Genomic DNA, 20,881 nt, shown 5'->3' with positions numbered 1-20,881 from the left:
GGTGTAGTGGTATCGCAGGAATTTGAGCTGCGAGAGGTCGCCGAATCCGCCGTCAATTTCAGGTAGGTCGAGCGTCTTGCCGGTGAGGTAGTCTGTCGATCCGTCGAACGGGTTTTCCGGATCGAGGTGTTCGCCGATGATCGCCGCGTCGGCACGGGTGATCCCCAGTTTGAAAGTCGTTGCGGTTGACTCGGCGACGTAATAGGTGACGCCGGCGTGGAGTCCCTGGCGAGTCGGATCGAACGCGCCCGTGTCCGATGGGATCGGCGTGGATAGTTCGAGGACTTTGGTTTTCGTGCCGGTGTACTGCACCAGGTCGCCGTTGAGGTCCAACGCGTAGTCACCCGGCAGGAACTCGACTCGGTCGGTGAAGTTGAGGGCACTCGCGTCCAGGCGGATCGATGTGGTGTTGAAATCGGACGTGCTAAAACTGCCCGATTGCAAGTCAAAGTCGGTCTCGCCCGCACCGGTGTAGTGCACCAACTCGCCACTGAGCAGTAAGATGATGTCGCCGTTGGCAAGGTCGACCAACTGCGTGTCGTCTTCGTTTTGCGTGTGTGTGATCGTTTTCGCGGTCCAGTTCGCACCGCTCATCGCATCGCGGGAAGGCACCAGACCAACGTCGAATGTGATTTCGTCGCCGTCGGATAGGCCGTGAGGCGCGGTTGTCGTGATCACGTCGGTTTCGTGGTCCATCGACGCGATGCTGATTTCGTCCGCAACGTCGCGGCGGATCGAGTAGTCCGACGCTTCGACGGGCCCGCCGTGCGAAAGAGGGACAAGCGTTGGTGTACCGGCGATCGCGTCGGCGTGTGATGCGGCGAAGGCGACGCGTTCGGGGTTCGCCGGATCGACGACGACATAGTACAGCGCACCGTCGGTCAGTCCGATGTCGACGAAGGTGTCTTCGGTCAGGTTGAAAATGACCGCGTCGCCGGTGGTGAGACCTTGGTCGGAATCGAAGACGAGTTCGTCGTCGGCCGCGTCGACGGCGGAGGCGATCGATTCGGTACGGCTCGCGCCTCGGGTTTCGGTCCAGTAGCGGTGATAGCGTTCGGTCAGGCCGGTCTCGAGATTGATCATGCCGTACTCGACGGCCTCGCGGGCTTCCTTGTCCGTGATCGCGAGTTCTTCGTTGAGGGCGTTGAGTTCGTCGATCGTTGGGCCTTGCAAGACCTCTTCGATCCCGTCTTGGATGTCACCGTGCAGCGTCGTCAGGTAGATGCTGCCGTGGAGCGAACGGACGGCGATGTCTTTGCGGTATTCGGATGCCGGTTTGCCATCTTTGGTGGCGTCGGGGTCGGCGATGTCGGCCGACACTTGGCTGCTGTAACTCTTCGGCGAGAGCAGCACGAGGTTGCCGGTTTCTTCTTCGACGTGGACATCGAGTTCGGCGAACGCCGACAGGCCACCGTCGCCGTTGATGTTGCTGTCGATGCGGATCGGGCTGCCCTCAGCACCGATGGTTCCCGAGCGTGTTTTCAGTTCGATGTGGTTGCCACGGATGTGCCAATTTTCGACCGGTTCGCTCGTCATGGTCGTGTCACGTTGGTGGTTGGCCAGGACGACGATGCCCTCGGCTGCGGTGATGAACACGTCCCCGGTGCTGTCGATACGGTCGATCGTGATCGTGCCCGGTGTGGGTTCGGGTTCGCCGGCAGCGAAGCTCGCCATTGCCGCCATCGCGACCGGTGCGGCAGCCGGTGAGAGGTCGTTGTAGCTTTGGTTGGTTTGCTGTTGTTGGACGAGTTGGTTGGTGATGCCGTCGACGCGGACGGTGCCACCGGCGGAAATGATCAACGGCCCGTTGTCGGTTTCCACGTTCACGTCGATGCTGCCACCGGTGTGAATTTCAGGCGTGACGCCGTAGAAGCCAACCGTGCCTGCGCCGATAACGTCTTTGCCGGCGCTGAACAGGATCGAACTACCTTCGGGTGCGTCGATGTCACCTTTGAGGATGATGTTCCCGCCCGAATGAATGTCGATCGTCGAGGTGGTGTCGCCGCCGACGAAGGAAATGTCGATCGGGTAATCGGCTTTGAGCGTGTGCGTGTAGTAATCCGTGACCCCGGTCGCGGTGGTGATCTCGGTGTGGATCGTTTTCTTCCGCAGCCATCCACCACCGGTCGTCCACCGTCGAGCGTTCTGGCTCTCGTTCTTGAAATCACTGCCGACGACGTTGCCCGGGAAGATGCCGCCGGAGGCTTTGGGGAAATCGCCTGCGGAGACGACTTCCCAGTTGTTGGTGTCGCCGTAGTCCTGTTTCGACAATTCGAATTCGGCGGGAAGTGCGCCGACATATTTGTAGTACAGGTTGGATCCGTTGAGCCCCGCGTAGTTGTCGCCCACGATGTACACGTGCGTGTTCGCCTTCATCTCGACGGTGGCGTCGGGAGCCTGGTGGTACTTGATCGTGTAGGCTTTGCCCTGGGCGTACGCGACACCGGATTCGTTGGTCGGATACCCCGCCTCGCCGACTCCGACGAGAACTTCGGATTCGAGGATCGGGTAGGCGTCACGGAAGTTGACGGTTTCCCATTTGAACGATCCGTCTTTGACGAGGAAATCACCAAAGGCGTTGTCACCGAACAGGTTGAAGGAGCGTTTCTCGTACTTCTGAACAACGACCTTCGTCTTGTCTTGGCCTTCGACCCAAACGTAGAGCAGTTCGGGCGCGGGGTCGGTGTTGCCGAACTGGTTAACAATCCCAGGACGGTACTGCATGACCGGGTCGGCGCTGGCGTCGACGGCGGTCGGGTTGGTGGGATGCAGTGAGTAGTCGATGCGGGAGAGCGCGTCGACTCCCGATGCTTCGTCAGATTTTCCTTCGACGAATTCGCCGACGTAGTTGGTCGCCTCCATCCCGGCGTCGCTCATCGTGTAGACCGTTTTGGTCAAACTTTCGGTATCGAGCAGGATGATTTGGCCGACGCGATCGGTCGTTGTGTCGATCTCGTTGAGGATGACGTCATAACCGCTTTGATTATCGATCTTGACGTTGGCATAGCCATGAGCGGCGACGATGCGTCCGTTGCCGGTCGACATCAAACGTCCGGCGAGCGTGATGCGGCCACCGGTCGGCGTGATCGGGTTGAAAACGATCGCTTGCTTGGCCGCGTCGAAGTATCCGTTGACGGGAACCGAGACGGGTTCGTCGGCGCTGGTGAACGTGATCCCGCCGATGCCGTTTCCGTAGCTGTCGGTCAGCGACGTTGTTGAACTGGTTTGATGGAAGGTGGACGGGACATTGACAGTAATCGTGTCGACGCCGGACTGGACCAATCCGTTGATGTTCAGTTGGCGAGCGGTGATCGAGATCGCACCCTGCGCGGTGATCGCCGATTCGTCTTCTTCGATCGATTCTTCGAGACTGCCGCTGCCGCCACCGGAGACCGGGACGTGGAACGTGTACACGTTACCGAACAGGCGGATCGAATAGACGCGGAACTGCGGGATGCCGACGTCATTGGCGTCATCGAACGTTTGGTAGCGAGGCGTGCCGTCTTTGTTGAATACTGCGCTTCGGTAGTATTGGTAGTTGATGTATTGCCGTGGGTCGCGATTGGTGTGCAGCCAATCTTCGCTGTTGAGATTGAAGTCCTTTCCGGCTTCGATGTTGACCGACGCCCCGCGGACTTCGCCACTGACCGTGATGCTGCCGAAGGAGTTGACGATGTGGACCGATCCGTTCTCGTTGACAACATCGCCGCTGATGTAGAGGTCGTTCGGCGCGGTGAAGGTCGGTGGTGTGCCTTCGGCAACGAGACCGTCGCTGAGTTCTGTGTCCGGAGTCGTGATGCCGGCGTCGTCGGCGGTCATCGAGGTGTTGGTGATTGTGATCGTCGAGGTACCGAAACTCGACGAGTTGTCCCCGCTGCTCGCGCCGGCGTGACCGCTGGACTCGCTAGGGTCCACGCCGGATTCAACCTTGCGGTAGTTGTGATAGACAAAGCCGGGATCGAATTGAACGAGTTCGTCATCGATGACCACCACGCGGCGGTTATCGCGGACGATCGTTTCGCCGACGATGGGGATGAACGGAGTGTTGTTTTCGATCGTGATGCTAGATTCGTCGCGTGCGAGCACGTTCGGGTTGTAGGCGAACGGTGCCGTCGCGGTGATGTAGACCGATCCCGGTGCGGCGTAGATGTTGGGCAGTTCGATGAACATCGCGTCGAGTTCTTCTCGCACGACGGTGATGGTCTTCGTGACAGTGCCGCTGGAGCTGGCTTCCACGATGGTGCGTTGTTCGGTGAGTCCGAGATCGGCGAGCGTGGCGTCGATCTGAGCGAGTTGGACTTCGTAACGTGCGATCGCTTCGGGGTTGTTCGAGTGAGCGTTCATCCACTCGATGACTTGCTCGCGTTGTTCGAGCAACAGGTTGCCGACGTTCTTATACGACAGCACCGGCATGTCGATGTCGGGGTTCTTGATGACGTAGAACTTGTCGTTGAGGCTGGCTTCGAAAACGGCGGTCTGGCCGCTGGTGTAAACGATGGATCCGTTCGACGCGGTTTCTGCTTGAGCCGGTGTGATCGCGCCGAGGTCCTGCCACATCGAGGTGTCGGCGTAGTTGATGTTTTGCAGGACGAGTTGTTGGTCATCGAGTTCGGGACGAACGTTGCCTTGCCCGTCGACGGGATAATAGCGATAGGAGTGTCCGGCGATTCCGCCAGCGTTGTAACCACTTTCGACCGTGACGATGTTCCCGATCGCGACGTCAACCGCGATCTGGTCGACGGTCAGCGTTGCGAACTCGTATGGAATTTGTGTGTCGAGGTCGAGACCGAGGAACTCTGCGAATTCGTAGTCATCGTCGGCCTCGACGAACTTCCCGCCGTTGGGATCGAAGACGTATCCCGCAGGGGCCGGTTCACTCGTGCCGGCCGCTTCCGTGATTTTTTGTTGATCGAACGCGACGCTGCGAATCACCATCACGGATTTGTTGTAGATCCCGGCGGTGACGTGGGACGCGTTGGCTCCCGTTGATACGGTGACTTCGGATGTGCCGTTGCGAGATGTGTTGCCTCCGACGTTATACCCGTATGGGACGAGCGAAAGGCTGAGCACGAGTCCGTCGGTGGCGACGCGAACGGGAATGTCAATGTTCTCTTCGGCGACCAACACGACGTCCTTGAAGCCCTCGATGTTGGCTTCGTTTTCCAAGGCAACGCGGTTGACGTAGGTTGCGTTGGCGTCTGGGGTGCCGATCGCGACGGACGGGCCGAGCGAGGCGGTCGTGACGTCAACGTTGCTGCTGAGCGAGACGAGGTTCGGGATTTGGAAATTGCTGCGACCCGACATGATCTGTACCTGAGCACCACGGATCAGGCTGTCGTCGACGGTGATCGTGTTGTCGACATTGGCGTTGGCATTTGCATCCGCACCGGCAGCAACGTTGACGCCGGCCGAAAACAGATTGCTGCTGGGGAACAGTCCGACGTCGTGGGTGGTGGCGATGTTGACGTCGCCCCGTTTGTTGATCAGCGTCGCGCCCTCGACAACGACGTTGGCGTTCGTGTGTGAACTGATGTCGCTGTTGGCGTACGTGGCGCCGAAACCGGACACCGCTTCGATCTTCGTCCGATCGAACGCTTCGGCGACGACAATGGATTCGATCTCGAGCAGGCCGGGATTGTCCGACGTTCCGCCGTCGACTTGGATCAACGCACCGTCGTCGATGGTGACCAACGCTTCCACGTTGTCGCTGGAGGTTCCGATGTCGGTTTGGCTTTCCAAGACCGTCAGCGACCCGAGGCCGACCGATCCACTTTGCAGGTTGAAGCCGTTGTTGATGCCGTCTTTGTGGACGCGGTTGGTCGCGCCGATCGAGAGGTAGTCGGCATGGATCTGCGCTCCGTCGGTAATCGTGACGTCGGCGTCACCGGTGAGCAAATTGTGGGTTCCCGCACCGGCACCGGTCGCGAGACCAACCGAGTAGGCGTCTGCGGAGGAGTCCGCGTGCTGTGTGTTGCCGGACGTGATGCTGACCGGGCCGGCGACGATGACCACGTCGGTACCGACCTTGGCGAGCGTGCCCTGGTTGCTGGTGACTTTGCTGTCCGACGCCGAGGCCGACACCACACCGCCGCCAGCGGCAACGGTGGTGGCGAGCAGGTCGTCGTAGGAGGTCGCCGACAGGATCAGCCGGCCTGCCGAAATTGCCGAACCGTTGTCGATGGATGAGGTCACATCAGGCGTGGAGTCGGTGCCGCGATTGATCTCCGACAACATCACGCCGACCGCGATCGCACCAAATGCTCCACCGAGAGCGTCCGCACGTGCGTAGCTCTCTCCGTCGGCGAGAATCGAGAGTTCCTCGGACGCGACGATGATCGAATCGTCGACGATGGTTTCGACGGTCGTGTTGATGTTCGCGTTGGCTTCGTTCGCGGCGATTCCGACGAGTGACGCGGAAACGCCCGCGGTCGTGGTTCGATCGATGTGGGCATCGGAGTCGGCGCGAATGAGGACGTCGACGCCTTCGATGTGGGCCGACTCTACGCTCGCATCGATGCTGCTGTTGAGGTTGTTGGTCACGGTCGCGACGCCGATCGCGGCCCCGAGGCTGATCGCGACGGTGACGGCGGTTGCGTCCGCGTCGACGTACGCGTCTTCGTTGGCACGAACGGTGACGGTGTCATTGGACTGCACAACGATCCCATCGGCGATCTTGGCGGAGACGTCGTTGTCGATCGTGTTGGTGATGTCCATGCCACCGCCGCTGGCTGAGACGAGTCCGCCCGAGACCGAGGCGACGACGCCGGTGACTTTGTCGATCCGCATGGCTTCGGCGTCGGCCATCACCATGATGTCGCCGACCGCGATGATCTTCATGGCTTCATCGCTCGCGTTAGAATCGTCGTCATCGATCCACGCCCGGACATCCGCGTCGATGGTGTTTTCAATCAGTGTGACGGCAACGGAAACCGCACCGAGCGACACCGCGAGCGAAGCACCGACACCGGTCGCACGCAGCACGCGTGAGTCGGCGATTGCCTTGACGGTGACGTCTTCCCCCGACGTCGCGGACGTGCGGCTGAGGTAGGCGTGGGTGTCGTTGGACAGGGACGTGTCGCTGGTCGTTCCGGTGGCCGAACCGGCGAACCCGATGCCCGCCGCGATCGCGACGCCACCGGCGAAGGACAACGTGCGGACGGTTTCGGTACTCTTGGCGAGCACGTCAATGTCGTTGCCCGCCGCGACGATCGAACCGGTGATCGACGCGATCGTTTGGTGTGTGTTGGCTCCCGAGGCGGCGCCCTCGGTTCCGATCGTGTTGTCCGCAAGAGCAACCCCGATCGAACCGGCACCCGCAACACTGCCGCCACTGACGGCGGCGGCGACGGCGAACACTTTCGACTCGATGTGCGAGGTGTTCTTCGCGTCGAGCAAAATGTCCGAACGCGTGACTCCGATCAAAACCGTTTCGGCGAGATCCGGGTCCGACGACGCCAGCGATGGAGATTGGTCTTCGACGGCAAAAATCAACGCACCGTCGGCCACCGCGTACGAGTTGTCGATGGTTGTCGTGACGGTGTTGTTGATCTCGTTGGTCGCGGTCGCACCGGCACCCGACAAAGCGATGCCGACGGAACCAAACGCGAGCGAAACGGCGGCGGCGACGGATACCGATTCGATGGTCGCGTTCTCGTTCGCCGTCAACGAGATGTCGCCTTTGTATTCGTTTGCGATCGTGTGCGTGAAGAAGTAAACCGTTTCGCCGCCGATGGTTTCTTCGGTCCGATCGGTGGTGACGGTGGAATAACCGGTCGTGTACATGCCACGCTGAACGTCACGGATCGATGCGTCGATGTCGTTCTCGATCACGTTCGTCGCCAGCGATACACCGATTGCGAGTCCGATCCCGTTGGCACCGAAGGCGGCCGCGATCGCTGCGGCTCCCGCGAACGAATCGATTTGTGTGTTGTCGTCGGCGTCGAGCGAAACGCTGCGGGTGTGATACGTCGGGTAGCCCGTTGTGGAGAAGTTCGCGAGCTCCGACGCATCGGTCGTGTAGATAAACGCTCCGTCGGTGCCGCGATAGCCTTCGATCGTCGGCGCGGCGTGTTCGCCGTCAATCGTGGCTGCGACGTTGAGTGTGATCTCGTTGTAGGATCCGACACCGGCACCGGCCAAAGCAGCCGCGTTGGAACCGAACGAAGCCGCGACGGACGCGGCAAAGACGAACGATTGAATCTTCGAGCGGGCTTCCGCGTCGGCGGTGAGGTCACCGGTCGCAACGACCGCGGAGTCATGCAGGATCGCGCCGACGGCTCTGCCAACCCTCGGATCGTTGGCGTCTTGAGCGACCGGGGCGATGTCGGCCCGTTCCCATTTTTCACGGTCGTTGAAATCCAATCGCGTCAACCAATTCTCGTCGGCCGACGGATCGGGATCGCTCAGCGAGGTGCCGCCGATGTATCGATAAACATCGCCCGCGCCAGGACCCGCGGTGACTTGGATGGTTTGCCCGTTGGTGATCGTGATGTTGCGGTTGCTCAGGTCGTGGTCAACCGCGACGGCGACATCGGCTTGGCCGATAATGTTTCGGGCGAGCGACACACCGATGGCCGCGCCGACCGCGTTGGAACCACCGGCAATGGCGACGGCAGCGGAAACGACGAACGAATCGATGGCAGTGGATTGTTCGGCGTCCACGTCGACGTGACCGTTGGCGGACAGGCGGCTGTCGACGATCGTGGCGAGCGTCGTGGCGTTGATGCGGTTGGTCGCTTCGGCACCGGCACCGGCGACGGCGACTCCGGTGCTGCCGAAGCTGGCACTGATGGCGGCGGCCGCGGCGATGGCGTCGATCGAACCGGAGGAGTTCGCTCGCACGGTGACGTCGTTGACGGCAAAATCGCGGACGAGATAGTTCGCCTCGGGGCTGCTGTCGGGGTCGACGATTCCCGTGTCGACGACGCGTTCGAAGTGCGCGTCGTCAATCGTGGCGAGCGTTTGCGAGGTGATCGTGTTCTTGGCCAGTCCGACGCTGATGCTGACGGTGACCGCGTTGCTGCCCGCGACGGCGATCCCGAGCGAGGCGGCTCCCGCGAGAGCGTTGATCTCGGAAGTGTTTTCCGAAACGACCGAAACGTCTCGAGCGTAAAACTGATGATCGGTTTCATCCGTCGGCGCCGGCACGTTCTTGATGGCCGCTTCGGCGTCCGCGTTGATCGTGTTTTCAACCGAGGCACCGGCGCCGGCGAGTCCAACGGCGGTCGATGACGAACCACTGATCGCGACGCTGCCCGCGATGACGGTGGTGCTGATCCGTTGGCCGGAGACGGCGCTGACGTTGACGTCGTGTTCGATCAACGTTTTCGATCCGTCGATGATCGCGCGGGTCGAGCCGAAATCGTTCGAACTGCTGGTGTCACCGATCTGGTTGTCCGCGACCGCGGCACCGATCGCGAGCGACCCACCGCTCGAACTCGAGAACGACGCCGACGCGGCGGCCGCGATCACGGTCGAAACGATGCCGGCTTGGCTGGTCGCGATCACGTCGAGGTTACCGCTCGAGGTTTCGTCACCGTCGGCCACGTCGACGATCACGGTACTGCCGACGATCGTCGCGAGGACTTCCGTCAAAATGGTGTTGCCGGTCGAGGCACCGCCACCGGAAGCGGCGAGCCCATTTTTGCCACCGGCTGCGGCGAGCGACGCGGCGACGGCGACGGAGGTGATCGACGACTCACTGAATTTCAGCGATTCGCCTTCCTTGAAGATGATGTAGGTCTTGCCCGCGGTTTCGTCGACAAACATCCACGACGTTCCGACCAGGTTCGCGTCGTCTTCCTTCTCGCTGCCGTCGGAGGCGACGTCCTCTTGGTACTGGGCTTCTTCCTCGGTCGACTGTTGTTCGTCGCGAGCCGTCTTTTCTTCGTCGGTCAGGTCTTCGTCGTTTTCTTCCGCGACCGGTTCGAGGGTTTCGGTGCCGAGCTGCGAGAGCGTCAGGATTTGGCCGGCCGGTGCGGGGACACCAAAGATTTTTTGGTACAGAGTCGTCTTGATCGTCGCGTCGGCGGTGCGGTCGGTGTCGTATTCGTTGGCGACTGTGTCTTCGTCATCGGAATCCGCTTTGGCGGCGTCGTCGAGGTCGGCGGGAGTCAGACCGCCGGCGATGTCTTCGCCCGGCCGTCCGAGTGATTGGGCGACGACGCGGACTTCATCGTCGCTGGTCACGATGCTGCCCGCGGCGATGCGTGCGATCGTTTGTCCTTCGATTTCGTTCTCGGCGATCGACACCCCGACGGCCACGCTGACCCCGGTTCCTGAGGTGCCTGCGGCGATCGACAGGGCCGCGCCGACGGCGTACGCGCGGATGAACGATTGGTCTTCGGTGAGCACGTGAACGTGCCCCGTTTCGGTCGTGCCGACGTCGCCGTCATCCAGCCCCGCGGTCACGGTCGACGCGCCTCGGATTTCCGTGACGAGTTGCCGGTCGAGTTGGTTCATCATGCCCGCACCCGACGCGGAAACGCCAACCGCGGCGCCCTTGCTGGTCTTGGCGAGCGTTGCGGTCACGGCGGTCGAAACGGCCAACACATTGGATTTGTCGACGGCCTGCACCAAAATGTCACTGCCGGAGGTCACCACGGCGTCGTCGATGATCGCGAGCGATTCTGAGTCGATCGTGTTCCAAGAGAACGACCCGGCGATCGCGATCCCAACGCTCGCTCCGCTCTTGCGGTTGCTCTTCGAACCGGACACGCCGGCGGTGATCGCGAGGATATCGGACGCGGCATCGGCGGTGACGCTGACGTCGTCATCAGCGTGGACGTCCGCGCCAGCGATCCATGATTGGGTTTCCAAATCCAGGTCGTTGCGGGCGAATGAACCGGCGAGACCGAGAGCGAGTCCGCCGGCGCTGACGGTGGCTACCGCGCCCGAAACCGCAGAAATGCTGGTTTCGTTTTGTGAGGAAACGGTTAGTTCGCCCGCCGCATCCACGTCGCCGTTGGTGTTGATGTAAGCACGCGTGGAATCGTTGACGGAGTTCCATGCGACGTCGCCGGCCAGTCCGATGCCGCTGGTGAAAGAGTTCTTGCCTTTGGCGCCGCTGCTCTTGGGCGATTTGGCGTTGGCGTCACGGCTTTTGGTTTTGCTGACCTTGGTGCCGGCGACGCCGAGCGTCCACAGCGAACCGGATTGTTTGGCATCGACGAGGATGTCGCCTGCCGCGTCGATGTCCAGCACGCTGCCCGTCGCGGGAGGAGTGAGGTTGTCCCCTTTTTCGCCAACGATCGCGGCGGTTTCGCGGTTGATGTCTTGAACGCCGACAGAGATCCCGACCGCGGCGATGCCCGCGGTCTGCAATGCACCCACGACGGAAACATGTGAGGTCTCGTCGTCGGCAAGAACGGTGATGTTGTTGCCCGAGATGACCGCGTCGTCATTGATCTGTGCGATGGTGGTGTTGTCTTGGTCGAGCACGTTGACGCTGCCGCTGACACCGATCTTGCCTGCTTCACCACCCGCCTGAACGAGGTCATAGCTGACCATCAACTCGGCGGCCGACACGTTTACGTCGCCGTTGTCGCCTGCGTGAACCAACGCACCGTCGCCGATTGTGGCGAGCGTTTCGTTATCGATCGTTTGCAGCAACGCCGACCCACCGAGACCCGCGACGCCGGCACGGTTGCCGATCGGCGAGAGCGTGTCTTTGAGTTCGCGATCTCCCTTGGCGACTTCTTTGATGTTTTCCGCGTACGCGTAGACCGTCATGATCCCGGCGAGATTGACCAATTCGATATGGGTCGACGCGTCCACGTTGACGCTCTGATCGTTGGTCTGGTAGCCGGCCTTTTGGTTGATCAACGCACCGTCACCAATCGTTGCGCCGGAGTGGTTGTCGTAGTCGACTTTGGCGATCGACGCCGCGATAGTGTACTTGGCCGCACCTTCGACTCCGCCGGGGTTGTTTTCCGGATCGGTGCCGTTGCCGGCGACTTGGGTGGATGCCCAGACGTTGACGGTTTCACCGAGTCCCAGGTCCGGCCCCATCGACGAGTGAAACTCTTCGCGGAAATCAGTCGAGAAGAACGTTTCCGCATCGAAACCGTCTTCGATCGTCGAACGCGTCAACTCACCAAATGGCAAGGCGGCGATCGGGTCAATCCAGAACGGATCGGCTAGGATCGGATAGCTCAATTCGCTCGTGACGTCGATCGCTTGTTTCGCATCGAGCTGACTGCCGCCGCTAACCGTGGCGTCGATGGTGTTGGTGAAATCGCCGATCGAGAGCGCGAGTCCGGCGGCAAAGGTTTTGTCTTTGTCGCGAACGCGGCGTTTCTTCGGTTCGGTGTTGGGATCTTCGTCATCGCTGGCTTCGTCGCCTCCGTCGGAGATCACCGTGCCCTGCGATTTCACGCTGACGGATTGTTCCGCGGAGGCAGTTACCGCGATGTCTCCATCGGACTCGAGCACCGACGTCGCGCCGGTCGTTGCCACAACCGTGTGGGTGAATCGGTTGTACGCGACCGCGCCGGCGATCGAGAAGCTGTTGTTGATGTTGTCGACTTGGTTTGCCGCCTCGCCCGCTTCCCCGGAGAAACCATCGAGCCCGAAGTCGTCGCTCTCCGAATCGTCATCGTCAGTACGGATCGGATATTGGCGTTGGCCTCGCGTAATCAAATCACGGGCTTTGGGTTCGTCACCAATGCCCGATCCAGTTTCTACCTGATTGGATGCCGTCAATTCAGCGGCGACTTTGATTCCCGAACCCATCATGGTTTGGAAGGAATGTTCGGTGGCCGTGGAACCGGTCGCGGACAATTCGATCGGTGCCGCAGCGAACGCGCCCGCCCGCGTTTCGCTCAACCGGATCGTGCGATCGTTGATTCTTGTGACGTAATAGGTTTGCCCACTGCCGAGTCCCCGGATCGCGGACTCACCAACGGTGATTTCGCTGAGTCGTTCGAACATGTGGTTGTTGCCGCTGACGTTCGTCGGCGTGGTCAGGTCGACTTCGCCCCCACCGTCGGTCAGTTTGAACGTGTCGCCGTCAACGTCGGATACGGTGTACTGCGTTCCGGCGGTCATGCCGTCAATGTCGACGCCACCTTCGTTGAGATAGGTGATCACGTCGCCGTTGGAAAACCCGTGTCCGGGGAACGTGATCGTGTTCGTCGCCGCGTCGACGGTTGGGCCCGCGGTAGGATCAAATCGAACCAAACCGATCGTTTCACTCGGTGCGGTGATGTGCGGAGTGAACGACAATTCGATGTCGGAGTCGTTTGCGGTCAACCGGTGAGTTTGTCCAGCCGTGGCCGTCGTCAGGTTCATGAGGCTACCTGAGCCCACCGGATCGTTGCCCGTCGGGACGGCGCGGAGTCGGATCTCGTCGGCGCTAACCACGTCGACTTCGTAGGTGGTGTTATCGACGAGGCCGAATGCATTCGAACCGTCCGCGTGATAGGTGACTTGGTCCCCGGTCAGCAAACCGTGGTCGGTCAAAAAGATCGTGTCGGCGTCCGCATCGGCGTCGCCGTAGAGAACCTCAAAGGCATGAAAGTCGATCCCGAGGGTCGCGCCACCCGTGATCGTAATCGGTGTTCCGTCGGTCGTTTGCAATTGAATCGTGTTCGCGTCAACCACGTCCACCAGGTACGTTTCGTTCGGGGCCAGCGGCGCCACCGGGTCACCCCCACCGGTCCGGTAAACCACCGTGGTCCCGTCAACGAGTCCGTGATCGGGAATGTTGAATTGGTTGCCGGTGATCAAAGGGGATGTGCGAGAGCCGTCAAAACTCACCATGACGTAATCACTGGTGATTGCGGCTCCCAACGTGATCGTGCCCGGATCGTTCAGGTTGACGATGTTCGACGACGGATTGGTTTGCGTGGTCGAAAGCTGAAGCACGTCGTCGCTTAGTTTCACGACGTAGTAATCGGTTCCCTCGGACAGTCCAAACCCGGAGGTGCCCGCGGCGGTGTACTGCACCGTTTGTCCGGTTTCGAATCCGTGGTTTAGCAGCGTGATTTCGTCGTTCGCGGCATCGATGATCGTCGCTGCCGAGACGCTCGAAACCGTGTCCGACGTCATTGCGGTTGCGGCGAGATACGCCGTTCGCCCGTAAACTTGGGTGGTGACTGTGGTCGGGTCAGTGCGATAGGTGACCTGGTCGCCAGTTACCAAACCGTGATCGGCATCAAACGTAATCTGGTTGGATTGATTGTCGACCGTTGCTGCTGGTTCGAAAGTGATCGGAGTGTGCGTGAATCCGAACGCGTGCGAATCACCGACCGCGCCGGTGGTCAAATCGATCACGACGAGTGAGTCACCCTCGGCAACCGGCTCCGAGAGTTTGATCGTTTTTGCCGTCGCGTCGTACTCGGCGACGACGTACGTTTCACCGTCCGCGAGTCCACCGATCGGACGCAGTGAGTCGATCGGTTGCGTTTCCGGATCCGATCCGCCGACGAGATACTTGATCCGTTGCCCCACGGTGAACACCGTGTTGCCGACCGCGATCGTGTTGTCGGTTACGTCAACGACGCCCGTTGCGGTGGGGTCGATGATGATCGAATCGCTCTGTTGCAATGTGTGTTCGGTGCCCGCGTCGATCAATCGTGCGTCCAGGTCGATTGAGTTTTCACGCGTCAACTGGATGTGATCGTCATCGATCACCACCACGCGAACCGATTGACCCTGAGTCAACCCGTCGATCGGATTGCCGATCGTTGGCGAAGCGTCCAGGTCGTCCGCGTCCTGCGCGAGGTAGACCAGTTGCTCGCCCGTTTCGAAACCGTGGTCGGGGATTCGGATCAGCTCCGTCATCGAGCCAACGGTTTGGTCGATGTCCGATTTTTCGAACCCGACCAATGAGGTTGCTTCCCCCGCAACGATGGTTCCGTCGACCGTCGCCGTGATGTCGGCTTCATCGAGTCCCACGGCAACACCGATCCCACCACGTCCGTCGACATAGATTTCCAAACCGCTGGTGGCCGCATTGGTAACGTCGCCGGTGGCGTGAATGTTGACGTTCCCGGCGGCATTGATGGTCACGCTTTGAGCAATCGTCGCGGTGCTGGTCGTGTGCGTGTTGGAGACCGCGATTGATGCGCCGAGCGCGTCGGTGTTGGCAGGCGACGCCTTCTTTTTCTCGTCGTCTCCCAACGCTTCTTCTTCGTCATCATCCAACTCATCGGCGCCCTTGTTGATTTCCGTTGATGCGGAAACTTCGGCGATGGTGGTCGCGTCCGAGAGAATTGAAACGCTGCCGGTGTTTGCGGTAATGGCAGCCGTACCCGAAACGTTCACCAACGCCCGCGAAGTCGCTTGGCTGTACCCGGCGCTCAGGTTGTTGGCCGCTTTGAGGATTTTTCCGAGAGCCGACTTGCCCGAGGTGTCTTCGCTGTCACGAACCGCCACGGCGTCGGTGGACGCATCGACCGAGGTGGTCGAGGAGATCGTGACATCGCCGCTTGCCGTGATCTGCGTTCCGGCCAGATCGATCGACGCGCCGCTTTCACGGATCATTACCGAATACGGAATCGTCGGCAGGATGCCGTCGTTGATGAGCTCTTGAAGGGGGCCAATGATGTTATTTTGGGCCCACTCGGGAAGTTGATCGGTGAGGTTCTCGTCTGCCGCCTTCGCCGTGACGCTGACCGTCGAGGCGTCGATCGTGGCGGAACCGAACAGGATCTCGACGTTTTTTTCGCCATAGCCGATCGGGCGTTTGGTTCCGATCAGCGAACTCGTCCGTTCGCCCGAGGCGGTAAAGGCCCCGTCGGCATCAATGTTGACGTTGTCGCCGACCATGATCAAACGATCATCGAGTGCGACGGAGATCGGCAGGTTATCACCTATACTCGCCGCGACGTCGTCTCCGACACTCGTCAGGGTAACGTCGCCTGCGGTGATGGACGTGGTGGTGCTGACATCGGTCGACGTGCCCGAACCGATGCTTCCATCGCTACCGATAAAAATCGATTCACCGATGACCTCGAGATGATTCGTCGTGCCTAGATTCAGTGTGCCGTAAATGTGAACGGTGTCGTTACCGCCGAGTCCGTCGATCTTCAGATCGTCGAAGCCGCTGATCGGCTGGGATGCTTGGGCGACACCGTCGAGCGACCAATTCAGATTCCCGCCGGACGTGCTGACGACGATCTTGTTGGCGCCCGCATCGCCTTCGAGGACGAGGTCTCCTGCCAAGAGTTGTCGTTGTTCGAGCGATTCCAGCCGCGCCAGTCGGGTGTTGAGCAGGCGGTTCGTTTTGCGACGCCGTTGACCTGAACGAGACTTCCTACGCGCGTTGGTACGAGACGCACGGGTGCGGAACTGCTGTAGCAAATAGTCGATATTCATCGGCTGGGACCCAAGTCCGTTTGGGGCAATGTTTCGAACCAACAATGCGATCGCAATGTTGGGGTCATCTCAGCCGCGATCCATCGCGACTGCGTCTCGTTCGAGACGTTCATCGACTTGAGCCAAAACAGGGATTTTCGGCAAAATAAATCGATGTGTGACGTGATTAGTCAAAAGTGACACACATCGCTAGATGAGTTTCACGCAAAAACGCATTCGGGATGCGAGAAAAACTGCAGTTCAAGGGCGAGAAATTCGCGTGTGGGGAACGCTCCGGCGAACAAACACGCGATCGGGAATTGCGTGAGTTTCCAATGAATTCCAGCGAAAACACGCAGGTTGGCGTGTAACGCTAGGGCGGTTCGGGGGCACGCGTGTTTCCCGCGAGCGAGCAAATCGGTCTCTGCAAATTTCGACTGCCAAAATTGACGCGGATCGTTAATTTTCGGTGAGGGAAACACCACCCGTCAGGCCCGCGTCCGCCAAAACCATCCCGTCGCCGGAGTCCTCAACTGTCATAGACGGAGTCCTCAACTGCTATAGACGGAGTCCTCAACTGCCATAGACGGAGTCGCCAGAATTCCAACAACCGCCAAAAACGCACACCCTCTCCAGCAGTCGCGCCGTCCGCTTTCGACTCACCCAACCACACACACGGCGCCTCGCGATGTGTCATGATGTGACGCGGAACTTTTATCAAAAACGTTGCGAAGTTCGTGATTCGGTGTTTCCACAACGACCGCAATTATGCTTGGCTTCGGACGCTATATTTTGACACCGGTCCGCCATGCTTGACGGCGGGCACGTGTTTTCGCCAACCGTGTGACGTTCGAGTCGACTTCGTATTGTTGTTACCTTATTGGTCACGATCGATCCGCGACCTCGTTGTCACACGAGCGGTGAGGGCACTGCCATTTACTAACTCCGAAGAGGAGTCGAGCCCTGTTAGAGTCATTCTTTAATCTGTACTTCGACGATCCGCTGTTGAACATGGCGACCGTCCTCGTCGCGGGGATCATTGGCGGCGAGATCTTTGCGTTGATGAAAATGCCCAAGGTGACCGGATGGATCGCCACGGGGATTTTGCTGCGGCGGATGGCGTTGCCCGGGATGAACACCACCGAGGACCCGGCCTGCTTGGATCGGTTCCTCCCCTACATGCATTTTGTGTTGGGGTTCATCGCGTTCACCGTCGGTGCGACGTTGTATTTCGCGAGTCTGCGCAACACCACCAAACGGATCGGGTATCTGTTATTGGGCGAGTTGTTGTTGACGCCGGTGATCGTCGCCGTGCTGTTGTACTTTATCGGTCCGCTCGTTCCCGGCGGCGAGGTGATGACCGCCAAACCTGCGTTGGTCTTGGCGGCGATCGCGATTGCCGGAGCACCCGGGACCACCGTGTTGGTAATCCAGGAGGCACGGGCTCGCGGGATTTTGACACGCACGTTGCTCGCGGCGATCGGATTGATTGACATGATCGCGGTGGCCGTGTTCGTGTTCATTACGACGATTCTGGGCGACGCATCGGGTTGGTCGCACGCGCTGCAAAGCGTTTTGATCCAGTTCACCGTCACCCTGGCGATTGGCGGGAGTTGCGGGATTCTCGCGATCTTGTTGACGCGGACCTTGGTCAGTCCCGCGTTCTTGGGGCCGACGATGGTGGCGGCGATTCTGGGAGCCTGGGGCTTTGCCGCCGGTTTCGGAACATCCGGCGGAATTTTGGCGTGCACGTTCGCGGGCATCGTCGTGACGAACGTTCGACATGATTTGGTGCGATCCGGCGAAGCGTACCTGCAAACGATCGGCGGAGCGTTGTTCGCGCTGTTTTATACCTTTGCCGGGATGCGACTCGATTTCGGTTTGGTACCTCAGGCCGCCGCATTGGTGGCGTTGTATTTCTTTGCCCGGTTGATCGGTAAGTGTGCGAGTGCGTCGACCGCCATGTCGCTCGCCGGGGTGACGAAGAACGTCCGAGGCTACCTCGGTATCTCGTTGTTGCCCCACGGCGGTGTTGCGGTCGGTCTGATCCTGTTGATCTCCGGTGAAAACTCTGGTTTCAGCGAAGAAGTCCGGACGCTCGTCAACACGGTCGGCTTGTCGGCTTTGGCGATCAATCAACTGCTCGGGCCGAGTGCGACTCGGTTTGCGTTGGAACGCTCCGGCGAAGCTCACAAGGATCGGGCGCGTTTGTTGGACTTCCTCCAAGAGCATCGCATCACGGTCGGTTTGACCGGTGACGACCGCGAGGCAACCGTCCGCGAGTTGACATCGCAGCTCTACGCGACGTCGAAAATGGAAGTGAATCAGGAGGAGTTCATTCAACGGGTGATGGCCCGTGACGCGGAGCATTCGACGTGTCTGGGCAACGGTTTGATGATCCCGCACGCGATCTTGGAAGACGGCGAAGGCCGCGAGATTCGGGGCGTGCTCGGGATCAGTCCCGAGGGATTGAATTTCGACACGCCGGACGGACGCGTCGTGCACGCGGTGTTGTTGCTCGCGACGCCGGAGGTGGAACGCAGCCGGCATTTGCAAGTGCTTTCCGCGTTCGCAACCGCGATCACGAGAGACGCGAACTTGGTCGAGCAGCTCTACCATGCCCGCAGCCCCGCGCACGCATACGAGATTCTGCACGCGGACAAACACGCCGACATCAATTACTTCCTGGAAGACGCCGCCGACCAAGCCGGGTTGCGTCCAGGGTAACCCGACACAGCCGACTCAATTGTGAGCCGAAGTGCGTACGCACTCGGGTTTGGGGTGTGTTCGGTTTGCATGCTCTATCGGCAATCGCACCGGAGGCGTTACGGCCATTCGGCTCACCCACGTAGCTCGGTCATTCCAAGACCGAGTGCACTCTCCTTCCTTCCTTCCTTCCTTCCTTCCTTCCTTCCTTCCTTCCTTCCTTCCTTCCTTCCTTCCTTCCTTCCTTCCTTCCGGCGGGCTCGCCCCGGCGGAGGAAAACAACCCAACTAAACCTCTCAGCTACGAAACTTCTTTCGATATGCCAAAGGGGTCAGGCCAGTCACTTGTCGGAATCGCTTGGTGAAATGGCTTTGGTCGTAAAAGCCCGTTGCGGTGCTAACCTCCGACACCGAGGCTTCGGTTTCGGTCAGCATACGGCGAGCATGCTCAACCCGGCGGGCCAACAGGAACTGCGTCGGAGTCATTCGCAGCAACTCCCGGAATCGTTGGTTGAAGTGCGTTGTCGAAAGCCCTACCAACTCGGCCAACTCCTTCATCGAGACCGCTTGCGTGAAGTTGGCTTCGATGAATCGGATCGCGGGCGTTAATTCGCGAAAGCTCTGTGACTGTTCCTCGGGCGTGTCGATCGGGTACATCACCCCGGCGAGCCCGATGACCGACCCGTCGGGCCCGCGCAGCGGTGTCTTGGTCGACTTGTACCAATGCGGAGTGCCACGGATGTGGGGAACCAACCAAACCTGGTTCGCGATCGTCGTCCCCCCGTGCATCACCCGGCGGTCTTCCTGGTGATAGGCTTCGGCGAGCGTCGGGGGTTGGAAATCGGAATCGGTCCGGCCGAGGAGGTCGTCTTCGCGTTGCAGTCCAAAGACGTCGCGCAGGACCGGATGATTGACCGCGATGTACCGGTGCTCGGCATCCTTCGCGTAAAAGTACGCGTTCGGCAGAAACCGAAACAGTTCGATCACGTCGGCGGCTTGTGGCTGGCGGGCGAAGAAACCGGCCGCGAACCTCGCCGCTCGGGTGCGAGTCGCATCGTCAGAGGAGGGGCGTGAAGCGTCGTTGAAAGCAGAGGGCATCGTCAAAACATACCAAAAAAGACGCTCGCGTTTACAAGACTCCGTTGTCAGATTGTTTAGAATGAATATCGATCTTGTGCTGCCGAACGCATCGCAAGTGTCGGAAATGCGGCATTTCAGCGGCCGTTAACAACCTCCCGCGTCGCCCCTGACCAATCATTCTCCCGTCGACGCGATTTTGCCTTCCTTCAATCTGATCGTCAAAATCTATGGATTTTTATCCGCTGTGTCACCCTACGGTTAGGTGCGACCGTCACTGCCGTGATCGTGTGCCTTTGCATCCCAACTTCGGTGCGTGCGGAGGTCGATTTTAACCGCGATGTACGCCCGATTTTGTCAGACAAGTGTTTCAAGTGTCACGGTCCGGACGCGGCGAATCAGGAGTCGTCGTTCCGAGTCGACTCATTCGAAAACGCGACTTCGGATCTCGGCGGTTATTTCGGGATCGTTCCGGGCGATTTGGAGTCGAGTGAGCTGCATCTGCGGATTCATGACGAAGACGACCCGATGCCGCCGGCCGGTGACCTGAAGAAGCTGAGTCCTGAGGAAATTGAGATTCTCGACCAGTGGATTTCCGACGGTGCCCAATTCGAAGCCCACTGGGCATTCGTGCCGCTGCCTGAACAGATCGCCGTTCCCGAGGCGGGCGAAGGTTGGGCGCGGGGGCCGATCGATCGTTTTGTCGCCAACGTGGTCAAACAAAAGGGACTCAAGCACACCGAACCGACCAGCCGTGAGAAGTGGCTGCGGCGGGTGACGTTCGATTTGACGGGGTTGCC

4 protein-coding genes are annotated in these 20,881 nt (G+C 60.0%); 2 read left to right on the top strand and 2 right to left on the bottom strand.

Features of this window, described 5'->3' with window-relative positions; all coding sequences use genetic code 11:
* The coding region (locus RSSM_RS00025; protein WP_008672983.1) for a beta strand repeat-containing protein at positions 1 to 16,320 on the bottom strand (16,320 nt) is incomplete at its 3' end.
* A 990-nt stretch (positions 16,321 to 17,310) separates the two neighbouring features.
* Here RSSM_RS00025 and RSSM_RS00015 point away from each other — a divergent pair.
* Complete coding sequence (locus RSSM_RS00015; protein WP_008672981.1) at positions 17,311 to 19,026, top strand: PTS sugar transporter subunit IIA; 1,716 nt, start codon at positions 17,311 to 17,313, stop codon at positions 19,024 to 19,026.
* Between the two features lie 275 nt (positions 19,027 to 19,301).
* Here the strand turns inward: RSSM_RS00015 and RSSM_RS00010 are convergent, their stop codons facing one another.
* Entirely contained in the window at positions 19,302 to 20,102 is an 801-nt protein-coding gene (locus RSSM_RS00010; protein ID WP_008672980.1) for an AraC family transcriptional regulator, read from the bottom strand.
* A gap of 333 nt (positions 20,103 to 20,435) precedes the next feature.
* Between RSSM_RS00010 and RSSM_RS00005 the strand changes: the two genes are divergently transcribed.
* On the top strand, positions 20,436 to 20,881 hold a 446-nt coding region (locus tag RSSM_RS00005; protein ID WP_236620835.1), incomplete at its 3' end, for a c-type cytochrome domain-containing protein.

It is taken from the genome of Aporhodopirellula sallentina SM41 (genome assembly GCF_000346505.1).
Classification (GTDB): domain Bacteria; phylum Planctomycetota; class Planctomycetia; order Pirellulales; family Pirellulaceae; genus Rhodopirellula; species Rhodopirellula sallentina.
This window is presented reverse-complemented; position numbering and strand designations above follow the sequence as displayed.

Excerpts from the sequence above, each read along its gene's own strand:
- RSSM_RS00015 (WP_008672981.1), top strand. The coding sequence starts at position 17,311 with ATGGCGACCGTCCTCGTCGCGGGGATCATTGGCGGCGAGATCTTTGCG.
- RSSM_RS00010 (WP_008672980.1), bottom strand. The coding sequence starts at position 20,102 with ATGCCCTCTGCTTTCAACGACGCTTCACGCCCCTCCTCTGACGATGCG.